12 protein-coding genes are annotated in these 22,888 nt (G+C 36.0%); 9 read left to right on the top strand and 3 right to left on the bottom strand.

From position 1 onward, the window contains the following. Positions 1-54 precede the first annotated feature (54 nt). From ACFFU9_RS09085 to ACFFU9_RS09050, 8 genes are all read left to right on the top strand, one after another. Positions 55-1,662, top strand: coding sequence for a sulfatase family protein (locus ACFFU9_RS09085; protein ID WP_379861105.1), 1,608 nt, complete (start codon positions 55-57; stop codon positions 1,660-1,662). A 6-nt stretch (positions 1,663-1,668) separates the two neighbouring features. Beyond that, the gene (locus ACFFU9_RS09080) at positions 1,669-2,586 is read left to right on the top strand and encodes an ROK family protein (protein WP_379861103.1); all 918 of its coding nucleotides are present in this window, start codon (positions 1,669-1,671) and stop codon (positions 2,584-2,586) included. Between the two features lie 50 nt (positions 2,587-2,636). Continuing rightward, entirely contained in the window at positions 2,637-3,932 is a 1,296-nt protein-coding gene (locus tag ACFFU9_RS09075) for an MFS transporter (RefSeq protein ID WP_379861101.1), read from the top strand. Positions 3,933-3,945: 13 nt separating this feature from the next. Continuing rightward, entirely contained in the window at positions 3,946-5,454 is a 1,509-nt protein-coding gene (locus tag ACFFU9_RS09070; RefSeq protein ID WP_379861100.1) for a sulfatase family protein, read from the top strand. 426 nt (positions 5,455-5,880) lie between these two features. Further along, positions 5,881-7,809: a glucosamine-6-phosphate deaminase gene (gene nagB, locus ACFFU9_RS09065; RefSeq protein ID WP_379861098.1), complete on the top strand. Its 1,929-nt coding sequence runs from the start codon at positions 5,881-5,883 to the stop codon at positions 7,807-7,809. A 515-nt stretch (positions 7,810-8,324) separates the two neighbouring features. Next, the gene (locus ACFFU9_RS09060; RefSeq protein ID WP_379861097.1) at positions 8,325-10,538 is read left to right on the top strand and encodes an alginate lyase family protein; all 2,214 of its coding nucleotides are present in this window, start codon (positions 8,325-8,327) and stop codon (positions 10,536-10,538) included. A 114-nt stretch (positions 10,539-10,652) separates the two neighbouring features. Continuing rightward, positions 10,653-13,730, top strand: coding sequence for a SusC/RagA family TonB-linked outer membrane protein (locus ACFFU9_RS09055; protein WP_379861096.1), 3,078 nt, complete (start codon positions 10,653-10,655; stop codon positions 13,728-13,730). Positions 13,731-13,751: 21 nt separating this feature from the next. Then, on the top strand, positions 13,752-15,290 hold the full coding sequence (locus ACFFU9_RS09050) for a RagB/SusD family nutrient uptake outer membrane protein (protein WP_379861095.1): 1,539 nt from the start codon (positions 13,752-13,754) through the stop codon (positions 15,288-15,290). Between the two features lie 537 nt (positions 15,291-15,827). Here ACFFU9_RS09050 and ACFFU9_RS09045 read toward each other — a convergent pair. From ACFFU9_RS09045 to ACFFU9_RS09035, 3 genes are read right to left on the bottom strand one after another with little or no spacing between them, the layout of a single operon-like run. Next, positions 15,828-17,405 carry a sulfatase gene (locus ACFFU9_RS09045; protein ID WP_379861093.1) on the bottom strand — a complete coding sequence of 526 codons (1,578 nt, stop codon included), beginning with the start codon at positions 17,403-17,405 and terminating at the stop codon, positions 15,828-15,830. Positions 17,406-17,424: 19 nt separating this feature from the next. Further along, positions 17,425-19,419 carry a sulfatase-like hydrolase/transferase gene (locus tag ACFFU9_RS09040; RefSeq protein ID WP_379861091.1) on the bottom strand — a complete coding sequence of 665 codons (1,995 nt, stop codon included), beginning with the start codon at positions 19,417-19,419 and terminating at the stop codon, positions 17,425-17,427. 23 nt (positions 19,420-19,442) lie between these two features. Then, the gene (locus tag ACFFU9_RS09035; protein ID WP_379861090.1) at positions 19,443-21,350 is read right to left on the bottom strand and encodes an ulvan lysase-like protein; all 1,908 of its coding nucleotides are present in this window, start codon (positions 21,348-21,350) and stop codon (positions 19,443-19,445) included. Between the two features lie 781 nt (positions 21,351-22,131). Between ACFFU9_RS09035 and ACFFU9_RS09030 the strand changes: the two genes are divergently transcribed. Next, on the top strand, positions 22,132-22,875 hold the full coding sequence (locus tag ACFFU9_RS09030) for a T9SS type A sorting domain-containing protein (RefSeq protein ID WP_379861089.1): 744 nt from the start codon (positions 22,132-22,134) through the stop codon (positions 22,873-22,875). Positions 22,876-22,888: the final 13 nt, after the last annotated feature.

Here is a 22,888-nt window from a genome sequence, read left to right as displayed (position 1 = left end):
TCAAAAGTAAAAGCATTTAAAACGGCAATATTAACATAAACGAACCAGGTTATAATGAAAACTTATTTAAGAACAATCTTATTTTTTATAACAATATCAGCATTTGCTCAATCTAAAAAAGCAAACATTATATTCATCATGACCGACGACCATGCTACAAAAGCCATTAGTAGCTACGGCAGTATCTTTAATAAAACGCCAAATATTGATCGCATAGCAGATGAAGGTATTCGTTTTAATAATTGTTATGTCACGAACTCAATTTGCGCGCCTAGTAGAGCCGCTATTTTAACGGGGAAATTAAGCCATGTTAATGGGGTAAAAGGCAATCTAGATATTTTTGATGGTAGCCAGGTAACCTTTCCTAAGTTGTTAAAAACAGCAGGATACCAAACAGCTCTAATAGGAAAATGGCATTTGGCTTCAGAGCCTACAGGCTTTGATTTTTGGAGTGTTCTTCCTGGGCAAGGTGATTATTATAATCCAGATTTTATAGAAATGGGAAAAACCCATAGAGAAGAAGGGTATGTCACCGATTTAATTACAGATAAGGCCTTAAACTGGATGTCTTCTAGAGATAAGGAAAAACCGTTTTGCTTGATTTACCAACAAAAGGCCCCACATCGAAACTGGATGCCCGCATTACGCCATCTCGCCATGTATGATGACGTGGAGTTTCCGTTACCAGAATCCTTATTTGATGATTATTCCAATAGGGGCACAGCTGCCAAAGATCAAGAAATGGAAATAGCCCATCATATGTTTGACATATGGGATTTGAAACTGGCCAGTCCTGAAGAACTGGAGGAAGCGCTTAAAACGGTTGATCTTGATGAAACTGTAAATCCAGAAGAATTAAAGAAACTAGATATTATTGAAGCTAATGATAAAGGTCAAGATTTAAATAAGTTTTTGAAAGTTTATAAGCGATTAACACTTGAACAACGAGAACTATGGAATCAAGCCTACGCTAAAAGACGTATGGAATTTAGAACTTTAGACTTGAAGGGCAATGCTCTTGTGGAGTGGAAATATCAGCAGTACATGAAAGATTATTTAGCATGTATCGCCTCTGTTGATGATAATATAGGACGTCTGTTCGACTACTTAGAAACGGAGAAGATTTTGGATGATACCATGATTATCTATACCTCAGACCAAGGTTTTTTCTTAGGAGAGCACGGCTGGTTTGATAAACGTTTCATGTATGAGGAATCGTATCAAATGCCTTTGGTAATTCGATATCCTACCGCCATTAAAGCAGGCCTGACCTCTAGTGCATTAGCCATGAATATTGATTTTGGCCCCACCATTCTGGACATTGCGGGCGTCGATATACCAAAAGAAATTCAGGGGCAATCCTTAAAGCCTGTTTTTCAAAAGGACGGGAAAACGCCAAAGAACTGGAGAAAAGCGACCTATTACCATTATTACGATTACCCTAGTTGGCATTCGGTAAAACGGCATTACGGGATTCGAACCAAAGACTATAAACTCATTCACTTTTATAACGATATAAATGAATGGGAACTTTATGATATGAATAAAGACCCTAAAGAAATGGTAAATGTATACGGAGAAAAACGCTACAGAAAAGCAGAGAGAAAGTTAAAGGCGCTATTGGAGAAGGTACAGGGAAATTACGGAGAGTCACAAAACTAAATCGTTATGGAGGAGCACGTTGGAATTGGGGTTGACTTAGGTGGCACATCTATTAAATATGGACTTGTTAACACCAAAAGTGATATAATTTGGAGTTCTAAAAAACCAACTCCTGCCAAAATCTCAAGAGATGAGATTGTTCAAAATATTTGTGAAGCGATATTAGAAGCTTTGCAAATGGCAAAAATGCTAAACCTGAAGGTGGTTTCTGTAGGCGTGGGTACACCAGGCCTTGTAAAGGATAAAAACATGGTTTTGGGCGCCGCAGATAATTTGGCAGATTGGGAAAATGTTCCTTTAGGATCACTAATTGAAAGCCAAGTAAGATTACCAACCTTTATCGCAAATGATGCGGATATGATGGCAACTGGAGAGTTTTCTAAATTTGGTTTTGTAGATGAAACTCTATTGTTTTTTACGTTAGGAACAGGAATTGGTGGTGCCTTAATTATTAAAGGAGAACTTTTTCAAGGTCACTATGGGATGGGAGGAGAGCTAGGCATGTTTCCTATGATTATTAATGGTGAGGTACTTAATTGGGAAGATGTGGCTTCAACATCAGCTATGGTTAGATTATATCAAGAGCAATGTGATAACGGGTTAAAAGATAAGATAGACGGCAAGCGTATTGTGCAATTGTTTTTAGAAGGGCAGCCTTTAGCCGTTCAAGTTGTGGAGCAGGTTTCTACGTATATCGCTTTAGGGATTTCAGGTTATGTTAATGCCCTAAATCCAAGCAAAATTATAATTGGCGGGGGTATTTCCTCTGCTGGCGAATTTTTTATTGATATGATAAGAAGTAAGGTTGCCGAATTTGCATTAAAAGAAAGTTTGGAAAATGTAAGCATCGAGGGAGCAAAGCTAGGAAATAGTGCCGGTTTTGTAGGTGCCGCCATTTATAGTTTAAAACATAGTAAGTATTAATTTTTATCCTTTCTGGTTTTGAAAAGGTAGAGCAATTAAATAGAAAATATATGAAAGGTAGATTTTTAATAGTAGGATTAGTCCTGTTGGTGTTTTTTGTAATTTCATTTCTAACAAACATTCTAGGTGCATTAAACCCAGGGATAAAGGAAACATTCCATTTAGAATTCTCTTCTTTAGGGTTTATGACCATGGCTTTCTTTTCGGCCTATGGAGTCATGTCCATCCCTTCAGGAATTCTTGTAGAAAAATATAAAGAAAAAAAGGTAATGTTATTGGGGTTTACCTTGGCAACTCTTGGAGCGTTTTCATTCGCATTATTTCCATCATTTATAGTGTTTTTGGTTTCGTTGTTTATGATAGGTACAGGAATGGCTATGCTTCAGGTTGCCATTAACCCCTTGCTTAGAGAAGCTGGCGGCGAAGAAAATTTTGCGTTTTATTCTGTCTTGGCACAATTATTTTTTGGTGCAGCAGGTGTTGCCGGTCCGTATTTGTTTTCCTATCTCGTGGAAAATATAGGTAAACCAAATCCTGGGCCGATGGTCGAGTTGCTGGCATCATTAGTGCCTACAGATATGACGTGGGTTGCCATTTACTGGATATTTGCAGTTATAGCCTTTCTCATGGTTATCCTTATTGTAACCATACAATTTCCAGACGTTAAGCGTAAAGAAGATGAGAAGTCTGGGGATTGGACTACTGTTAAAATGCTGTTCAAGAACAAAATAGTGGTTTCCTTTTTTATAGGCATTTTTTGTTATGTTGGTTTTGAACAGGGCGTCTCCTTTTGGATTTCACAATTTTTAGAAACCTATCACGGCGTTAACCCAGATCTTGCAGGAGCAGAGGCTGTGGGGAATTTTTGGGGATTGCTCACCTTAGGCTGTTTTTTTGGATTGATATTACTGAAGTTTTTTGATAGTAAAATGATACTATTAACTTTTTCATCCTTGGCCTTTTTATCTCTTACTTTAGGATTGTTTGGGAGTAAAACAGTAGCGTTAATTGCCTTTCCAATGGTGGGTTTTTTTGCTTCTGTTATGTGGTCTATTATATTCTCTCTGGCATTAAACTCTTTGAAATCACATCATGGATCCTTTGCAGGCATTTTATGTACAGGAATTGTAGGTGGTGCGATAGCGCCTTTTATAGTGGGGGGGCTAAGTGATGTATTCGGACTCAAGTTCGGCATGTTCTTTAACTATATAACCTTGGCTTACATTTTTAGTGTAGGTATCTGGGCAAATCCATTAATTAAAAATAAAACGATGGGTTCCTCCAATAAAAAAATCAATAAGCCAGATAGACTGGTGGATATTGTAGAAACAGAAATAATAAATTAAACAATAATCAATTATGAAACTTTCAACGTTTAAAAGGCTTAGCATCTTGCTATTAGTAATATTCGTAGGGTGTGCGAAAACAGAAAAAAAAGAGACGGCTAAAAAACCAAATATTTTAATATTGATGACGGATAATCACTTTTCCGATCATGTGGGTGCGTATGGCGACCAGGTAATTAAAACACCAAACATAGATAAGGTGGCAAAAGATGGTATTTTGTTTAATAATGCTTTTTGTGCTTCGCCTTCATGTTCTCCAGCACGTGCCTCTATGTTAACAGGGCAGGATGTTTGGCGCTTAGGGGAAGGGGCAAACCTTTGGGGAGGTTTTCCTCAGGAACCGGTGTACACTAAATTAATGTCGGAGAACGGGTACCATGTAGGTATAGAAGGGAAAGGCTGGGGGCCAGGTAATGCAGAGCCTAACGGTTGGGAAATCAATCCTGGAGGAGAGCGTTATGATTCTTTTGAAGAATTTTATAATGAAATAGACAAAGGAAAACCATGGATGTACTGGTATAGCAGTAGAGATCCCCATAGACCTTTTAGAAGAGATGGTTGGAAATCTGCCGATATAGATTTAAGTGCGATTGTAGTGCCTTCCTATTTGCCAGATACAGAAGAAGTACGTAAAGATATAGCAGATTACTACAATGAAATTCAAATGTTCGATAATGAGGTAGCTTCTTATATGGCATTGATTGGGGAGATGGGGCAACTAGAAAACACGATTATTATTATTTGTAGTGACAATGGATGGCAGATGCCTAGAGGTTTGGCAAACTTATACGATGCTGGAACTAAAATACCATTGATAATTTCATGGCCAGACCATTATAAAGGCAACAGAACGATAGATGATTTTGTGAGCTTAAATGATTTTGCTCCTACCTTTTTAGAATTGGCAGGCATTGAAATTCCGAAAGAAATGACCGCTAAAAGTTTGCTACCTATATTAACTTCTGAAGATTCAGGGACTATTGATAAAGAGCGTGATTTCTTTGTAATGGGACGTGAACGTCATGCGTTTGTTCGACAAAATGGATTGGGCTACCCAGGAAGAGCGCTTAGAACAAAGGATTATTTGTACATTAAAAATTACGAAGCCGATAGATGGCCAGCAGGAGAGCCTCCTTTGTATGGAGATGTAGATGCTCATATGTTACAATATCCAGCACCCACAAAATTTTATTTATTGGAACATCAGGATGAGAGCGCTATCAAGCCGTTTTATGATTTGTCATTTGGAAAAAGACCAGCAATTGAATTGTATGATTTAAACAAGGATCCAGACCAAATTAACAATGTGGCAGGAACACCAGAATATGCGGATGTGGAAAATCAATTAGGAAAACAAATGGTAGACTACTTGGTCGCTACTGGTGATCCAAGGGAAACAGGAACGCCTTTTGATTGGGATGGCGCCAAATATTATATGGAAGGTGATAAGCGCCCTAGGCCAGGAAGACAAGCTATTGAAACCCTAGGACTAAAAGAAGAGTACAATTATTTAGGAGAATAGTTTTTTTTTTATTCATACCAATATGGAAATAAATTTTCTAGAATTTGTTGTAGGTGCTTTGCTTGCAAGGGCTATTAAGACTGTATATAAATTAACGGATCGAGAAGGCTAGAATAATATTGCAGAAGAGGAAACGATAAGTTTACGAATAGAAAAGAAAACTAGAAATAATAGACTTTTTTGAAATCGATTATATCATTTTCGATAATAATCTAACGCTAAAATAGCATCATCTTAATTTAAAAAACGCTTGTAGATATTGAATGGATATACTTTTTAAGGCTTATGGCCTCACCGTATATCCATTCAATATTTATGGGCATTTACGCCGTTAAGCCTACTAACAGCGTTAGACGTCTATGCGGTTTTATTAATGGGTTTTAGAAAAAAATATAAAGAATAGATTATAAAAAAATATAAAAAGTTATGATAAAAAGTGATATCGATAGCGCAACTGGTTTTGAAAAACGTTTTGAAAATATAAATACAGTTGTTTTTGAAAGCTCTTCTGCAGCTTCAAAAGCTGCGGCGAAAGAGATTTTTAGAGTGATTACGTCTAAACAATCGGAGCATAAGCATTGCGTGTTGGGATTGGCTACGGGATCCACTCCAAAAGCTTTGTATGCAGAATTGGTACGCATGCATAAGGAGGAGGGCTTAAGTTTTAAAAATGTTATCAGTTTTAATCTAGATGAATATTACCCTATGGAGCCCGATTCGATACATAGCTATCATAGGTTTATGAATGAAGTATTATTCAACCACATAGATATACTGCCTGAAAACGTAAACATCCCAGACGGACTTCTCTCTAAAGAAAAAATATCAGAGTATTGTAATAACTATGAGTCTAAAATTGAAGCTCTAGGGGGTATTGATTTGCAAATTTTAGGTATTGGCGGTAATGGCCATATTGGTTTTAATGAATCTGGATCTTTGCAGAACTCCAAAACGCGTCTTGTGGCCTTAGACCATATTACTAGGGTAGCCGCAAGTGGTGATTTTGGAGGCTTTGATAAAACGCCCAGAACCGCAATCACTATTGGTGTTAAAAAAATAATGGAAGCGAAACAGGTGTTGTTAATGGCTTGGGGCGAAGGGAAATCTAATATCATTAAAAGGTCTGTGGAAGAAACGGTGAGTAATCAGATACCAGCTTCGTTTTTACAAGAACATCATAATGTTACATTTATAATTGATAAAGCCGCAGCATCCAAATTAACGCGAATTCAAACGCCTTGGTTGGTAGAAAAAATTGAATGGACCGATGATATGATAAAAAAGGCGGTTTTACGATTGGCCTTAAATTTGAATAAGCCTATTTTAATGCTTACAGACGCAGATTATATTGAAAATGGGATGAGTGACCTCTTAGCCGATTCAGGGCCTGCTTATAATATTAATATATTAATTTTTAATTTGGTGCAGCACACCATAACTGGGTGGCCAGGTGGCAAGCCCAATGCAGATGAAAGTAAGCGTCCTGAACGTGCAGAACCTGCAAAAAAACGGGTACTTATTTTTAGCCCTCATCCAGACGATGATATAATTTCCATGGGAGGAACGTTTAGGAGATTGGTGGATCAGGGTCACGATGTGCATGTAGCCTATCAAACCTCTGGAAATATTGCAGTTGCAGATGATGAAGCCTTGCGATTTGCAAGATTTGTGTGCGATTATAATAATAAATTTGGTGTTGAAACTTCTGAAGCTGAAAATATTTATAAAAAGGCGGTTACAAATCTTAAAAATAAAAAGGTTAGTGAAGTAGATATTCCGGAGGTAAGATTTATTAAAGGGTTGATACGAAAAGGAGAGGCAAGAACGGCAAGTTATTTCTTGGGATTAGAGGATGATCATATTCATTTTATGGAACTGCCTTTTTATGAAACGGGCTCTATTAAAAAAGAGCCTCTTGGAGAACAAGATATTGATTTAACGCTGCGATTAATTGAAACAGTAAAACCCCATCAAATATATGTAGCAGGAGACTTAGGGGATCCGCATGGCACACACAAAGTTTGTAGAGATGCTGTTTTTGGAGCCGTAAAACGTATAAAAAACCAACCGTTTATGAAAACCTGTTGGGTGTGGCTATATAGGGGCGCCTGGCAAGAATGGGATGTCGAAAATATCGATATGGCCGTACCCATGAGCCCAGGACAAGTATTAGAAAAACGACAAGGGATTTTTAAACATCAATCTCAAAAAGATGGCGTGGTTTTTCAAGGAAATGATAGTAGGGAGTTTTGGCAACGCGCAGAAGATAGAAATAAAGAAACGGCACAAATTTACAATCAACTTGGGTTAGCACATTATGCTGCAATTGAGGCTTTTGTAAGATGGGAGTTTTAGTAATAAAAGTGTTTTGAATTCTAGAACGAGGTATTACATTTGGTGTCTAATGGCGTTCTGTTTTAAAAAAGACTAATGGATTCTTAACTGGTACGAGAATGAAATGAGTTGTTATAATCATCATTGGATTTATAACAACTCATTTTTTTTATTTGTTATCTGGGAAGTTAAATTACTTTAAGACTTCTAACTGCTGGTGAAATATATTGGAGCTTTCTATCCCTATATAGAATTACCCAGCTTATTAATTCAAATTTTATTGTCAGGTTCATAAAATGATACATATAGACGCTTTTTGTGACACATTTGTTCTAATAATCATAGGGATATCCATATACTTTTGAGAATGTAATATCTTAAAAACTAAAACTTTATTTTTTGTTTTAAGGATTAAGATAGAATATGATTTTTTTGAAGACTTATTAATAACGGCGTTTTATGTGAAATCATAGTTTAACTGATGGGGTTCCATGGTTTGAACTTTTGAGTCATAAAACGAAAAATGATTATCACAGATGGGAAATTTGAGAATTGTATATCATTGTGTAATTAGAAAAACCGAAACTTATAGTTTTATAAGTTCTGGTATAAGGCCATTGTTGTTTATGTCCTTCTTCTTAATTGCCATCCATACATTTTCTCAAAGTTCAGTATTTGATAAATTAGATTTTAAAAATACTCATCTAAAAAAAGTCAATAACTCTTATCAAAATAAAAAGCAAAAAAAAGCCTTAGAGGAACTACTTTTTGTTTTTAGGAAAAAAGAAAACTTATACCTTAGAATCAATCCGGAAGACAGAGGCTATGTTAAGTTGGAACATAAAACAGGGGTTTCTAAAAGCATTAATACTGCCAATGAAGTTCTTAAGAACTATTTCTTATTTCGGGATGAATGGGACATGGAAAAAACGAATGTGCCATATCAATTTAAAAAAGAGATTAATTGGCAGATCAATCCGTTTGGGGATATTGAATGGACCTATATGCTTAATAGACATAAGTTCTTTATTGATTTAGGAAAAGCTTATTATTTAACTGAAAATGAAAAGTATGCAAAAGCCTTTGTTGCTCAGGTGGAGCATTGGATTGCTAATAATCCTTTGGAAGAAAGATTAAAAAACACATCATGGCGACGCATTGATGCAGGAATACGATGTGAAAATTGGATTAAAGCTTTTGAATATGTAAAAAACTCCAAACATATTACACCAGAATTTCTAGCTCGATTTTTAAACACTTTGTATGTGCATGGAGAGTATATCAATAGTGAGTTTACCGATTTTTCAAGAACCAGCAATTGGGGGATTTTGGAATATCATGGTCTATTTAATCTTGCACTTTTTTTGGAAGAATTTAAAATGGCTTCGCAATGGAAATTTGACGCGATTGAAAAACTAACGGCTTGCTTCGAACTGCAAATTCTCGATGATGGCAATCACTGGGAACATTCTGCCATGTATCATAATGAGATTTTTCATTGCATTTTAAATCTTAAGTTATTGGCAAACCAAAAAAACATTGCACTTTCAGAAATTATTAAGAAGAAGGCTATAACTATGGCTTATGCCAATGTTAAATGGCAAAAACCTAATTTTCACCAACCTTTATTAGGGGATAGTGATGATACTGATTTAAGAGGGCTCCTTACGCTGGCTTCAAACGTATTGCATGATTCTGTTTTGAAATCGAGGGCTTATGCCGTACTGGATTATGAGAACTTGTTTTTATTAGGCAGAGCACAAAATGAACGCTACCAGAAACTAGAGGCAACTAATCCCGATTTCTTGTCGGTGTATCAAAAAAATTCAGGTGATTTTTACATGAGAACCTCTTGGGACGAAGATGCTGCCTACACTAGTTTACATTTAAAAAAATTAGGTTGTGGACATTGCCACGATAATATTTTTCATTTCAATCTATATGCCAATCAAAGGGATTATTTGGTGGACGCGGGCCGTTACACCTATGTAAACAATAAATGGCGTGAGTTTTTTAAAAGCAGTATAAACCATAACACTCTGGGCGTGGACAATCTTGCCAATAGTGTTTATGAAACGTCTTGGGCCAATAGTTTTGAGGCCCGGTCACAAGGAATGTTTACAAAATCTGAATCAGATTTTGATTATGCCGAGGCAGAAAACACTGCTTATAAAAGGTTAAAGGATCCCGTTTTGCTAAAACGTAGGATGTTGTTTTTAAAACCGAATGTATGGTTGATTTTCGATAGCTTTTCTGCGAATGGGAATCATAAATATTCTCAATACTTTAATTTTCCTAATACAAAAGTGGATGTTTTGGATAAAGGTCTTATAACGACTTATAAGAAACAAAATTTACGAATTCAACCTGTGAAACATGTTGATATTAAGTTGTCTGATTCTTGGTATTCACCAGAATACAATTTAAAGCAGAAAAGCATAAAAGCAGAACTATCAACAGTATCTACTGGCTTTACTTCTTTCATATCCTTATTATATTTTCCTGAAGACACTGCACTTACCTATAAAAAAATCCCGGTTTATGATAGGTTCGATGCCGTGGTGGATGACAAATATGTTGAGGCCGTTTCTATTACATTCTTGGATAAGGAGTATACGCTAGTGGTAACTCACGACTCCCCAGCACCTAAAAGGTTCTTTTTTAAAGTGCATGGAACTTTTATCCGGAATGAAGTTGTGCTTATAGAAAAGAAAGAAAAAGCGTCCGTGATCCATATTATTAAAGAATAGATTTTTTTAAATTTTAATGCTGTGTTTAGTAGATTTCTTCAATACTGCGCAGCATCCTTGTGTCTTTTTTTACTATATAAATATTAAAACTCAATTAACTAAACTATAAATACAATGAGAAAAACGTGCAATTATTTATTTAAATGCCTAGAAAAAAAATGGATTTTTACAATTTCCGTTTTATTGATTATGACCTCAGCATTTGGTCAAAATGTTAAGATTACTGGAAGTGTATTAGATGAAAGTGGGGTTCCCTTGCTGGGGGCCAATATAATAGAAGCGGGGACAACTAATGGTGCGTTGTCAGATTTCGATGGTAATTTTACTATAAACATATCAAATGCCAATGCCAAGTTAGTTTTTTCCTATGTTGGATATGCCACACAGGAAGTTTTAACGAAAGGGAATGCCAGTATAACCGTTCAACTTCAATCAGATGCTCAAGGTTTGGATGAGGTTGTAATCATTGGATACGGCTCATCTAGAAAAAAAGACTTGGTATCGTCTGTTTCAAAAGTAGATTCCGAAGTCATTCAAAATCAACCAACAGTTAGGTTGGACCAAGCCTTGCAAGGTAGGGCTGCTGGTGTTGAGGTGACTTCAAGTAGTGGGGCGCCTGGGGCTGGAGCCACGATAAGAATTAGAGGTTCAAGTTCTATAAATGGAAATAACGATCCTTTATTTGTAATCGATGGATTTATTGCGGGAACTGATTTTGATCTAAATTCGATAAATGTTAATGATATAGATTCCATTGAAATCCTTAAAGATGCCACGGCTTTGTCTATTTATGGCACTAGAGGTGCGGCTGGTGTTATTCTGGTTACCACGAAAAACGGTAAAAATGGAGCAAGTGGAAAGCCATTAATTTCGGTAAACCATTATACAACAGTTCAGTCCCTAGCCAATAAAATAGAAGTATTAAAAGGAGAGGAATATTTAAAATATAAGAATGAAGAAGGTCAATTTGTTCCCGGTGCAAGTGGGTTTGGTGAAAATGACAGTTCCTTACCTTTAGTTTTTCCTGATATGGAAAATGTTCCTAATACAGACTGGGTTGACTTGATATCGCGTGTGGGTGTTATCAATAATACCGATGTTTCTATTGCTGGTAAAACAGACCAAAATAATTATTATGTTTCGTTAAACCGATTTGAACAAGAGGGGGTTTTGAAGAATTCTGGCTTAGAACGTTATGTTTTAAGAGCCAATCTCGATTTTAAAATCTCTGACAAATTAAAGTCAGGTGTTAGAATGAATGTTTCAGATTACAATAAGGAAAATACCAAAGTAGACTTTGGTATTATAACAACAAATGTTTTACCTATTAGAGCAGTTTATGATGCCAATGGAAATTTTACTTCCGAAAATCCGGTAAGTTCAAAAACGGAAAGAAACCCTGTAGCAGATACTCAATTAAGACAAGATCAGGATGAGGTAACCAATATAACGTCTAATATGTATATTGAATATGAGGTGTTAAAAGGTTTAACCCTCAAATCCACTTTTGGAGCAGATCTAAATTTCTTTAAAAACAGTATCTACCTTCCTGGAGTACTTCCTGAAAGATTAGCTGGAAATAATGGTGGGGAAGCAACCATTAACCAAAGCCAGTCTCGCAATCTTTTGAATGAAAACACCATTAACTTTCAAAAGACTTTTGGGGATCATTCAATAACTGTTTTAGCAGGGGCCACTTGGCAAAAAAATGTAATCAATAGAACAAGTACCTTGGCCGGTGGCTTCGTAAATGATGCAACAGGGTTTCATAACTTGGCTTCGGGTTCTAATAGTGATACCTATCAAGTTAATTCTGGGTATTTACAACGCACATTTGCATCTCTTTTGTCGCGGATTAATTATTCGTATAAGAGCAAGTATTTGTTAACGCTTGTAGGGAGGCGAGATGGATCTTCTGTTTTTCAAGATGGTAATAAGTATGCTTTTTTTCCATCGGTTGGAGCTGCTTGGAATTTAGATGAAGAAGATTTTATTAAATCTGTTGAAGCTATTTCAACTTTAAAACTGAGAACAAGCTATGGTATAGTTGGAGAGCAAGGGGTACAACCTTATAATTCATACGCCACTTTTCAGGACACGAATACTTATTTTAACGAATCTTTGGTTGGAGGAGTGCTTATTGGGGAACTAGCTAGTAGTAACCTGAGCTGGGAAACGACTAAGCAGTTTGATTTTGGTATAGAGTTAGCCTTGTTTAATAATAGATTGACTTTTGAAGCGGACTATTATAAAAAAACGACTGAAGATTTGTTGTTGCAAAGGAAGGTTCCGGGAACAGCTGGAGATGTTCAGTTGCAAAACATTGGTTCTATAGAGAATAAAGGTTTCGATTTTTCGATAAACACCGTAAATATAGCGCATGATAATTTTTCTTGGGAAACATCTTTATCTGTTTCATCCAATAAAAATAAGGTACTCGACTTAGGTGGAGCCGATTTTATAGATTTAAGAAGTCCTAGTAATGAGTTGCATGGGGCTGGATTAAGATTAATTGTTGGGCAACCCGTTCCGGCATTTGTAGGAGCAACTTATTTAGGTACTTACAAAACAGAACAAGAAATTATTGATGATGGTAGGCAAGGTATTTCTTTTATAGGCTCACCAAGATACCAAGATCTTGATGGGAACAACGTCATTACAGATGCAGATAAAGTGGTAATTGGGAGTCCGCAACCAGACTTTTATGGAGGTTTAAGAAACGTGTTTACATACAAGGGGCTTAGTCTCGATTTTTTCTTTCAATTTTCCCAAGGCAATGACATTTGGAATGCCCCTAGACAAACGGCCCTTTTCGGTAGAGGAGATAGCAATCTTTCTCCCGATGTTGTTAATCGTTGGATTGCTGGTGTAAACGAAACATCAGATATCCCAAGGGCAGGTACTTCTACTAGTATTTTTAATCCTAATAGCAACTTAGTAGTAGAAGACGGATCGTTTATCCGTTTAAAGACCATGACCATCGCTTATAATCTTCCTATGGAAAAAATTGGGAATAGCCTATTCAATAGTATAAACGTCTATTTGTCTGGTAGCAATTTACTGCTTTTTTCTGATTTTACGCTAGGCGACCCAGAAGTAAGTAATTATGGAGGTGCTTTGGAACAGGGCGTTGCCGCTGGACAATATCCCTATGCACGTTCATTTACGGCAGGAATAAAGTTTAATTTTTAATTGTATAAAATATTAATAAAGATGAAACATACTTATAAAATATCGATTATAATGATTTTCCTTATGTTTTTCGCAACACTGGGATGTTCAGATTTCTTGGAAGAAGATCTTAGGGATAAAGTTACTATAGATAACTTTTTTAACTCTGATGCAGAAGCAGTGCTTGCAGTAAATGGGCTTTATAGAGTCATACATTCTTTAGAGCTATATAGAACGTCAAACAATGGGTTGGATGACATGTATATGTTCGGGGCCGATTTAGTTGGTGCAAATAGAGCAGAAAATCTTGAAGTTCATAATTACACTTTTAATGAGAGCTCTACAGATCCTTACGGAACATGGAAGAAACTTTATGAACTGGCTCGTAACGCTGCATTATTTTTAGAAAATATTGATGGCAATGAAAAACTATCTCTTGAAATGCGAAATCAAGCCGTGGGTGAGATATTATTTTTTAGAGCATTGGCCTATTATCATTTAACGAATATTTGGGGTGATGTTCCTTACTTTAGGACATTACCAACAATTGTGGAGTTATCTAGCTTGCCCAGGACGGATAAAGTGATAATTAGAAAAGACTTAAAGAAAGATTTAGAAAAGGCTATTGGTCTTTTGCCTAGTTCTTATTCTGGGTCCGATTTAGGAAGGGTAACCAAATGGGCTGCCGCTACTTTAAAAACGAAATTACATTTGTTTGATAAAGAATGGAAAGCAGCAAGAGACGAAGCCGCTATGATAATTAACAATTCGCCGCATCGTCTTTTAGATAACTATGCAGATGTTTTTGACCAATCAGACCCATTTAATCAATATAATGACGAGCATATATTTGTTATAGATTATTCAGGTTCTGATGCCGTAGAGGACGAGCTAAGACAAAATCGTACAGACTTTTTTAATCCAAGACTTCGAGATGAACCTAAAGATCCTTCTCAAAAAGCAGCACTAATAGCCGCTTTAAAAACGAATAATGATAACATGACGGGTTATGGTAAAGCCATCCCGCTTCCTGAGTTTGCAGACCGAACTAATTGGCAGGTTGGAGATCTTAGATACGATGCGTCTATCACAACAAATTATGAAGGCATAGAATTAAATTTCCCTTACTTTCGAAAATTATGGAACTTAGATCAAGAATATTCAAGAAGAGCAAATCATCCAGATAATGTTGTAGTTTTTCGGCTTGCTGATGTGTATCTGATGGCTGCTGAAGCGGAAAATGAATTAAATGGCCCAGGAGATGCCTATCAATATATTAATAAGGTAAGAGAGCGTGCTTTTGAACCAGACCAGCCTTTGAGTGGGATGACTCAAGAAACTTTTAGAGAACAGATAAGGGATGAACGCAAATTTGAATTATCTGGAGAGTCACATCGAAGAATGGATTTAATAAGATGGGGGATATTAGTAGAAACCGTTAGGAATGTGGTGCATAGGCCCTTTAATAATCCGGGAAATAACATTCAAGCGAAACATGTACTTTACCCGATACCCGCTGAAGAAATTTTATTAAACCCTGCTTTATTGGAGGGTGATCCTTCAAATAATGGATATCGCTAAAATTATTGTTCAGTTTATTGGGCATCTTGGATTCATGGTGCCCTTAAGTATTGATCATAAAAAGATGTGCTTTTGTCTTAATAAACAAGTTGTTAAACTCTAATTTATAGGTTGATAATAATAAATAAGTAACCTTGTAAAGGTTCTGAGTATTTAATTTAAAGTGTATTGAAAGATGATTTCAATACACTTTTTTTGCTGAATTAGGGATGAAAACGGTAGTTGTACTAATGGACTATTTGGTGTTTGAAAATTAGTGTTAGATAGGGATTAATGCTTCTAAAGCATTGTTGTTTGTTAAATAAAAAAACCTAAAGATGTTTATGCACTTTATTAAATGTTTTTAACGGCTTTTATTTCCAACCTATGCTCATAGTTGGCCGTAAAATTATTTAATGTATTCATAGTGCTAGCGTGTATAATGGAGTGTTGTAAAATAAGGAACAGCGTTAAAAATCATGAAATCTTCAAGTCAGACAAGTCTTTCTTATTCCATAACAATTTTTATTTTTATCAAGAATACGACATGAATCTTAATCAGTTTTGCTTAGCTTTTTCTGCTTCAGCTTTAAAAAAGGTATTGGAGTGTTCCACTAAGGTCTGTTGAGTACGCTTGTGTTTTTTATCACCAAAAATATTCACCCTTTCTAAAGGATCGTTATTATAATCGTATAATTCTTGGGCTAAAATATCCTTATTTGTAATTCTATCGGTGCTCTTCTTGTTGTTCCCTAGCCAAACGGTATAGCGGTACCTATCCGTTCTAAAACTATAGCCTGTATGTTTTTCTCTAGGATATTGGCTCACGGCATAAGGCTTAACCTGTTTCACTGTACCATTCATTATAGGTCGTAAACTTTTACCGTCTAAATGCTTTGGAACCTCCATTTGACTTAACTCACATAGGGTTGGGAAAATATCTAAAAGAGCTGTTGGGGAGGTTACGTTTAGTTGTTTTTTATTCGTATTGGGCGCATAAATAATTAAAGGAGATCGTGTTGCTTGTTCAAAATTGGAGTGCTTGTTCCACATGCTATGATCTCCCAAATGCCAACCATGATCGCCCCAAATGACAATAATAGTGTTTTTGTCCAAGCCTTTTTCTTTTAGCTTGTCCATAATTTTCCCTATCTGGGTATCCACAAAGGAAACCGAAGCGTAATAGCCATGAATTAATTTTTTCTGAATGTCTGGGTCTAATTCCAAAAGACCATTTTTAACGATATAATCTATTTCCGGTGTTTTGTATTTCAGTATCTCGAAGGAGTTATGATAAGCGATTTCAACACCGTTTTCCACTCTTTTTTGATTGGTAGCGATTTTTATTTTATCTCGGTCATAGAGGTCCCAATACTTTTGTGAAGCCACAAAAGGTAAATGAGGTCGCTTGAAGCCAACCCCTAAAAAGAAAGGTTTAGAATCTTTACTAACGGTATCTAAAAGCTGCATGGCATGTTTTGCAATGGCGCCATCTCGGTAAGCTTCATCGGGAGCGTCACTGGTTTCAAATGGGGGCTTATAAATTTCTTTTGCATAAGTCATGCCGTCTTCAATACCTTTAGACTTCGCTTCTGCTATTAATTCTGAAAATCTTTTTTTAATGTCCTCATTTTGGTAATACGCCAGAACAGGGTTCCCGTAACCTTCTGGATATTCTAAATCATTCTCTTGTATATAAGGAATAGTCCATGAAGGCTTATCTCCAAACTCATCAATACACCTAAAATCGTATATCTTACCAGTAGCCGCAGTTATATAGCCGTTTTCTTTAAAATATTGTGGTATGGTTAGTATGTCTGGATGTACATCCCGCATCTTGGTTTCAAGATCACGAACTTTTGTGTAATCCGGGCGTTTGCCCGTTAGTACACTAGCTCTAGAAGGTCCACAAATCGCTTGTTGGGTGTGGTTGTTCATAAACACCGTTGCGTTTTTAGATATTTTATCTATGTTAGGAGTAATCGCAAAAGAATCTCCATAGCTTCCTATAGTTGGTTTTAGGTCATCAATGGCAATAAAAAGAACATTGGGTTTCGTGAAATCTTTAATGGTTTCCTGTGAATTTAAATGGGAAACACACAGGAATAAGATTAAGAAATTAATAAATTTTTTCATGAATCTAAGTTTATTCTAATTAATTTTCACTTGATAGTATGCCGTCAGGATATACAAATTGTCTAGATTTTATGCTAAGTTTTTTTCCTCTTTCCTTGTCGCTTTCTGGATATAAATCCAAAACGGGTATTCTTCCCAGGTTTACCAATAAGGAGCGTATTTTTAAGTAAACACTCATTCTGTCATCAGCATTTTTTTCATTTTCGGCCAGTAAAATTTCCAATTTATCCGCATAACGCTCAAGCTTCTTTTTTTGTTCTGGATACCAGGTTAAGGTTTCCAATGCAGAGTATGCTGGGTTGTCGTTGTTTTTAAAGCGTTCAAATAAAATGGAAAGGGCTTCGTCATTATCTGAAATATAGCAGAGTGCCTCGGCGGCCATGGTAGATACTTGATTAGTAGGGTCTTTCATAGCTTTTTTCAAGGGCAATGGTGCGTCTTGAAGTTGTCCTCTGGATGCTAGCGTATTAAAACCAACAGCTCCCCAATACCTAATTTCAGGGTGTGGGCTTGATAAAATATCAGATAAATAAGGGACATCTTCGATAGTAGGCATACTTGCCGTTTCAGCAGCTACATATAGATCTTCTAACGGGAAATCTGTTTCTTTAACCCATTTGTATAACCCGCCTTCTTTTTTTCTAAGTCCTCTTACAAATAAACCTAAATCTTTGGATTTACGAATATGGTTTGACACAGCAGTTCTAAGTTCGATTAATTTCTCTCCATAGTTAGTATTATAAGCTAAGTTGTTTAATTCATCTGGGTCTTTTTCCAAATCGAATAACATTTCCGAAGTTTTTGGCTTAAAGGGTTGTAGCCATTTTTCGTCTGTACACTTTCCAGATATAACATAATCATCCCAAGCTAAATTTGCAGGCATACCCCATTGGTATAAGTTTCTTAGGGCGAACGGTTTATGAGGGATGTAGTTTCTGATATATTTGAATTTACCATCACTTGCTGTTCTTGAAGGGTCGTAGTGGTAATTTTCCTGATTGGTTCTAAATCCAAATTGATAAGTTTTTTCTTTAGCGGAATTTGGTCCTAAAAAAGGCTTTCCTTGCATAAAGTCGGGAATTTTTATACCCGCAAGATTCAGTATGGTTGGCGCAAAATCTTCAAACCCAACGAGTCTATTTTCGCTAACACCCTGTTCAATACCATAATGTTTTTGCCATTTTTCAGGAAAATGAACAATAAGAGGTACTTTTAAACCAGATTCAAAAGGAAATCCTTTACCTCTTGGCAAGGTGCCTCCGTGGTCACTATAAAAGAAAATAATGGTATTTTCATCTAAGCCTCTTTGTTTAAGGTCTTTTAGAAATGTTGCCAGCCAGGCATCTACACCTATATAGGACTCTAAATGCACAGCTAAATCTGACCGTACCGCTGGAAGATCGGGAACATGGCCTGGTAAGGTTATGGTTTCTGGATTAATACCCAATTCATCATAGTTTCCTCTACCTTCGGTTGTAATGGTTCGCATTCTTCCCATATGGGTGGCAGCAGTATTAAAAACAGCAAAAAAGGGTTGGTTAGGTTTTCTTTTTTCACTCCAATAAGAGGCATTACGACCAGATTCGTCCCAAAGATTTTGGTGATTTATGGTAGAGTTGTAATCTGTTTTGTCATTGTTGGCCAAAAAGTAACCTGCTTCTTTTAGATACTCCGTATAAAAAATATCCGAGGGCGTTTCATATTGTTCTCTATGCACATCCATTCCGTAGGTAGTCGCAAAAGAACCTGTTATTAGCGTAGATCGAGCTGGAGAACAATGTGGCGCGGTGGAGCAGGCGTTTGTATATTGAATTCCTTTCAGGGCCAAACTATCTGTTGTAGAGGTTTTAAAATCAGTATTGCCATAACAGCTAAACCCATATGGGCTGGAATCTTCGAACGTAATCCACAGAAAGTTGGGTTTTCCTAAAGGTTGCTCCTTTTCGGTTTTGTTATTACAGGATATCAATATTAAAAAAAATATTAATAATGCAGAATAGTTTTTAAATATCATAATTAAGCGTTGATTTAAAAAAATTATATGAAACGGATCTTTATTTCAATAGTATTGTTTGTTATAGCGAAAGGAATAGCTTCCATTCCAGGAACATGATTAAATATTCTGTTTTTACTTGGAAACATGGGTAAGAGTTTTAGGGGCTTGTCAGATTTTATCTCGAGTATGCCTTTGGCTTTTTGGACGGTTGCTGAGGTTTGAGATACTAAATTATACTTTTCTCTAGATGGAGAAATTATGGGAAGAATAAAATCTACATAATCTGTTTTTTCAGAATCATGTGTTGCAAGAATACTTACCGAATCATTAGAGAAAATGTATGTTATCTGGCAATAAATAGCTCTGTCTTCTGGACTTTCTTGATTCGCGTTTACCAATTTGGATTGCGTAGTAAAAATAATGTTTCCTTCATAAATGTTGTATTTAATATTAGACTTTAAATCACTAATATTCATATACATTCCATCTCGAGTTTGGAACCTTGTTGTTAAAGATATCGAATTCGGGTCGAAATCACTTTGCATATTAGAGGCTTCAAAGAGTTGGTAAACATTCATGCTTGAAGCTAATACTGGTCCTAGGTGTTTATGCCAAAGCATGGTTAAGGATCCTCCAGTAGGATGTCCATTTTTAAAGGAGTATTCTTTGTCATAGCCAGTTATGGTCCCTTTCCAATTTTGGTTAGAGACTAACCAAGTATTAATGTCTCGAAATACTTTTACGCCATAAGGGATTTCTCTTGGAAGTTTAGTGCTTTCTTTTTTTAAAGTTTCAGGGAGTCCTTTTGATAAGATGGTTGTTAATGCTTTTGCGTGACAGAATGTATGATGGATACATGGTAGGACCTCATGGGAATTGTAATGGGGGCCACCTTGTAATAAACCTTCACTGGTGCATGTTTTTAATAATTTCGTGTTTTGTAAAGCTACTTTATAAAACCGGGCGTCTTTATCAGCCATTAATGCATAGGCTGTTTGGCAGCCATCCGTAGTTCTGCTACCCCAATAGGTCCATTTGAAATTTCGAGTTCCCCAACTGTTGTCCCATGCGCCATCTGGTAGCATAAATTCCATATGAGCTTGTAAAAATTTTGCTACAGCATCTAAAATCACAGAATCTTGGGTTTTAAGTCCATACAGAGTGAGCATAGGCAGGGATTCTTCTATGTTGTAGCCTAAGTCTATAGGGTAGCATCCTTTGGGGCTTACCATATCATTTCCTTTACCTCTTTCTCCAAATAATAAATTGTCGTTTGGAGTTTTGTATTCTAGTACCTCATAAGCCAGTTGCTTTGCATGGGTTTTATATCTCTCCTCATTAAATAAATCTCCAAATAATGCTAAGGCATATGTCGCGCTAATTGGATAATTGATATTGGAATATTTAATGTGAAAATTTGTGTAAATAAAGTCAGCAGCTTTTTTAAGTCTTGATAGCCATTGTTGTTTTATTTGATTTGATAAGAGATGTCCAAAGGATATTAAGGATTCGGCTATAGCAATAGCCATAAAAACGGTGGTGCCGTCCCAATTGGATATATTAACATCATTTCTCCAGGAACCATTGGGATGGCTCACATTTGTTTCCATCCAATCATATAAGGCGATTGCAGAATTTAAATACCGCTTATCTTTTGTTGTTTCTGCAAGAAACATAAGCGGGTAGATTGCTTCTGGACATCTGCCATGAATTCTAGCACATGACGGACATAATATACCTCCAAACAAACCGCTTTGGGTTTTGTCCTTAATTTGATATTGCAATAAGGTGTTGCACCATTCCTTAAGCAGTTTACTGCTAAGACTCAAAAGGTCGTCATCATGAAAGCAGAGGTCTTCTATTGGAGCTGAAGCCAAATGTGGTGCTGTTGTTAATAAGAAGCTACCCATTCCTATTGTTTTTATAAATGCTCTACGCTCTGTTTTCATAAGGATTACTGCGATTAAATTTTAAAAATGTTAATGCTTTTTAATACCTGTCCATATATTATGCTTCTGGGGTACTATGTGTTGCGTGAATCGATGTTAGGGTATAAAACTAACGGGATATATTTTAATGCTTTTTCTTTAATGGCGCTATCTACAAATTTAGGGTTGGGGCATTTTTAAAACGCATACAGAGGTAACATAAATCGCAGGCATAAGTTACATTAATAGGCTTTGGTAGGTGTTGTGAAAATATAATAACCTTTGGAATAGGATTTAAAGCAGAAGATTGAAAAGCTATAATAATGATTGAGAAAACTATCCCCTGTAGTAATTGGATTAAAAAAAAAACAGTAGAAGATGAAAGGTGTTCTGGGAATAAGCCATTTCCTTTAGTATAAGTTTAGTGGGGTTCATTTAAGGAGTTTAGGACGTAGTTTTTTAGCTAAATAGTCAAAACTCAATAGAATTGTATAAACTGTTAAGCATGCGATGCTTTCCAAACAAAAATCTGAACATGAAGAATTTCGTTCCGGTCTTAATGTCTTAATTCTTTTAAGGGTGGTGCTTAATTATAAACGATAATTGTACAAAACTTGTATTCTTAACAGAAAACAAAGATGGGATTTCATCTGAATGGAACAATTACACGCTTCTTATGGAACATTTGAACTTAAGGAATATAGCGTGTTCTTTTACTTTTGAAGGTATAACATCTTCGGTATTGATTTCCAGGTAATTGATGTTTTTTGCTAACAAATAATTAACTTTTAAAACTATTATTATGAGAAAAATTACACTTTTGGTTATATTGTTAACTGTGTCCTTTACAGTACGGGCACAAACTTTTAATTTCGATACCGACGCTGATTTAGAAGGTTGGGAAGGTAAAAATGCAGCAGTTGCTGTTGCTGGTGGTATCATGACTTTAACCCCCGATAACCATAAAAACCCTAATATTCAATATGTAAATGGTATTGATGCTGGCACACAGGGTTACGTCCACTTAAGACTCAAAAATAAGAGTAGCATCATTAATGAAATAAGGTTTGTGATTAGAAATGCAGCCAACGATAATAATACGTTTATTAATACAGCTATGACAACCGAAGATGCTGATTTTAAAACTTATGATTTAGAATTGACTGGTGCAGATGGCTGGTCTGGGGTTGTGGATGCTATTACGATTCGTTTCACGGAAAGAAATACAAATTTAAATGGTCCTGCCGATAATGTTGAAATCGATTATATCATTTTTGATAACAAAGCGACCTTAAATGTGGAGTCTCTTGAAAAATTTAAGTTTTCAGTGTTTCCTAATCCAGCGCAAAATGAAATTAATTTTTCTTCAACACAGCCAGTAGAACAAATTCAAATTTACTCACTGTTAGGGCAAGAAGTATTACATCTTAAAATGGACAATCCTTCAAAGCCAATGGTTAATATCGCGAGTTTATCTAAAGGCATATATAATATGAAAGTAAAGATTGGATCAAGCATAGGAATAGTAAAAATTGTTAAGGAATAAGATTGATAGTGAT

The organism is Mariniflexile ostreae (genome assembly GCF_042427585.1).
Classification (GTDB): domain Bacteria; phylum Bacteroidota; class Bacteroidia; order Flavobacteriales; family Flavobacteriaceae; genus Pseudalgibacter; species Pseudalgibacter ostreae.
Note: the sequence above shows the minus strand (reverse complement) of the source record. Positions and strands in the feature narration are given on the sequence as shown.

What these genes read in the sequence shown, in the direction of transcription:
- ACFFU9_RS09030 (WP_379861089.1), top strand. Translation starts at nt 22,132, where the DNA reads ATGAGAAAAATTACACTTTTGGTTATATTGTTAACTGTGTCCTTTACA.
- ACFFU9_RS09060 (WP_379861097.1), top strand. Translation starts at nt 8,325, where the DNA reads ATGGGAAATTTGAGAATTGTATATCATTGTGTAATTAGAAAAACCGAA.
- ACFFU9_RS09055 (WP_379861096.1), top strand. Translation starts at nt 10,653, where the DNA reads ATGAGAAAAACGTGCAATTATTTATTTAAATGCCTAGAAAAAAAATGG.
- ACFFU9_RS09040 (WP_379861091.1), bottom strand. Translation starts at nt 19,419, where the DNA reads ATGATATTTAAAAACTATTCTGCATTATTAATATTTTTTTTAATATTG.
- ACFFU9_RS09050 (WP_379861095.1), top strand. Translation starts at nt 13,752, where the DNA reads ATGAAACATACTTATAAAATATCGATTATAATGATTTTCCTTATGTTT.
- ACFFU9_RS09070 (WP_379861100.1), top strand. Translation starts at nt 3,946, where the DNA reads ATGAAACTTTCAACGTTTAAAAGGCTTAGCATCTTGCTATTAGTAATA.
- ACFFU9_RS09075 (WP_379861101.1), top strand. Translation starts at nt 2,637, where the DNA reads ATGAAAGGTAGATTTTTAATAGTAGGATTAGTCCTGTTGGTGTTTTTT.
- ACFFU9_RS09045 (WP_379861093.1), bottom strand. Translation starts at nt 17,405, where the DNA reads ATGAAAAAATTTATTAATTTCTTAATCTTATTCCTGTGTGTTTCCCAT.
- ACFFU9_RS09085 (WP_379861105.1), top strand. Translation starts at nt 55, where the DNA reads ATGAAAACTTATTTAAGAACAATCTTATTTTTTATAACAATATCAGCA.
- ACFFU9_RS09080 (WP_379861103.1), top strand. Translation starts at nt 1,669, where the DNA reads ATGGAGGAGCACGTTGGAATTGGGGTTGACTTAGGTGGCACATCTATT.
- nagB (WP_379861098.1), top strand. Translation starts at nt 5,881, where the DNA reads ATGATAAAAAGTGATATCGATAGCGCAACTGGTTTTGAAAAACGTTTT.
- ACFFU9_RS09035 (WP_379861090.1), bottom strand. Translation starts at nt 21,350, where the DNA reads ATGAAAACAGAGCGTAGAGCATTTATAAAAACAATAGGAATGGGTAGC.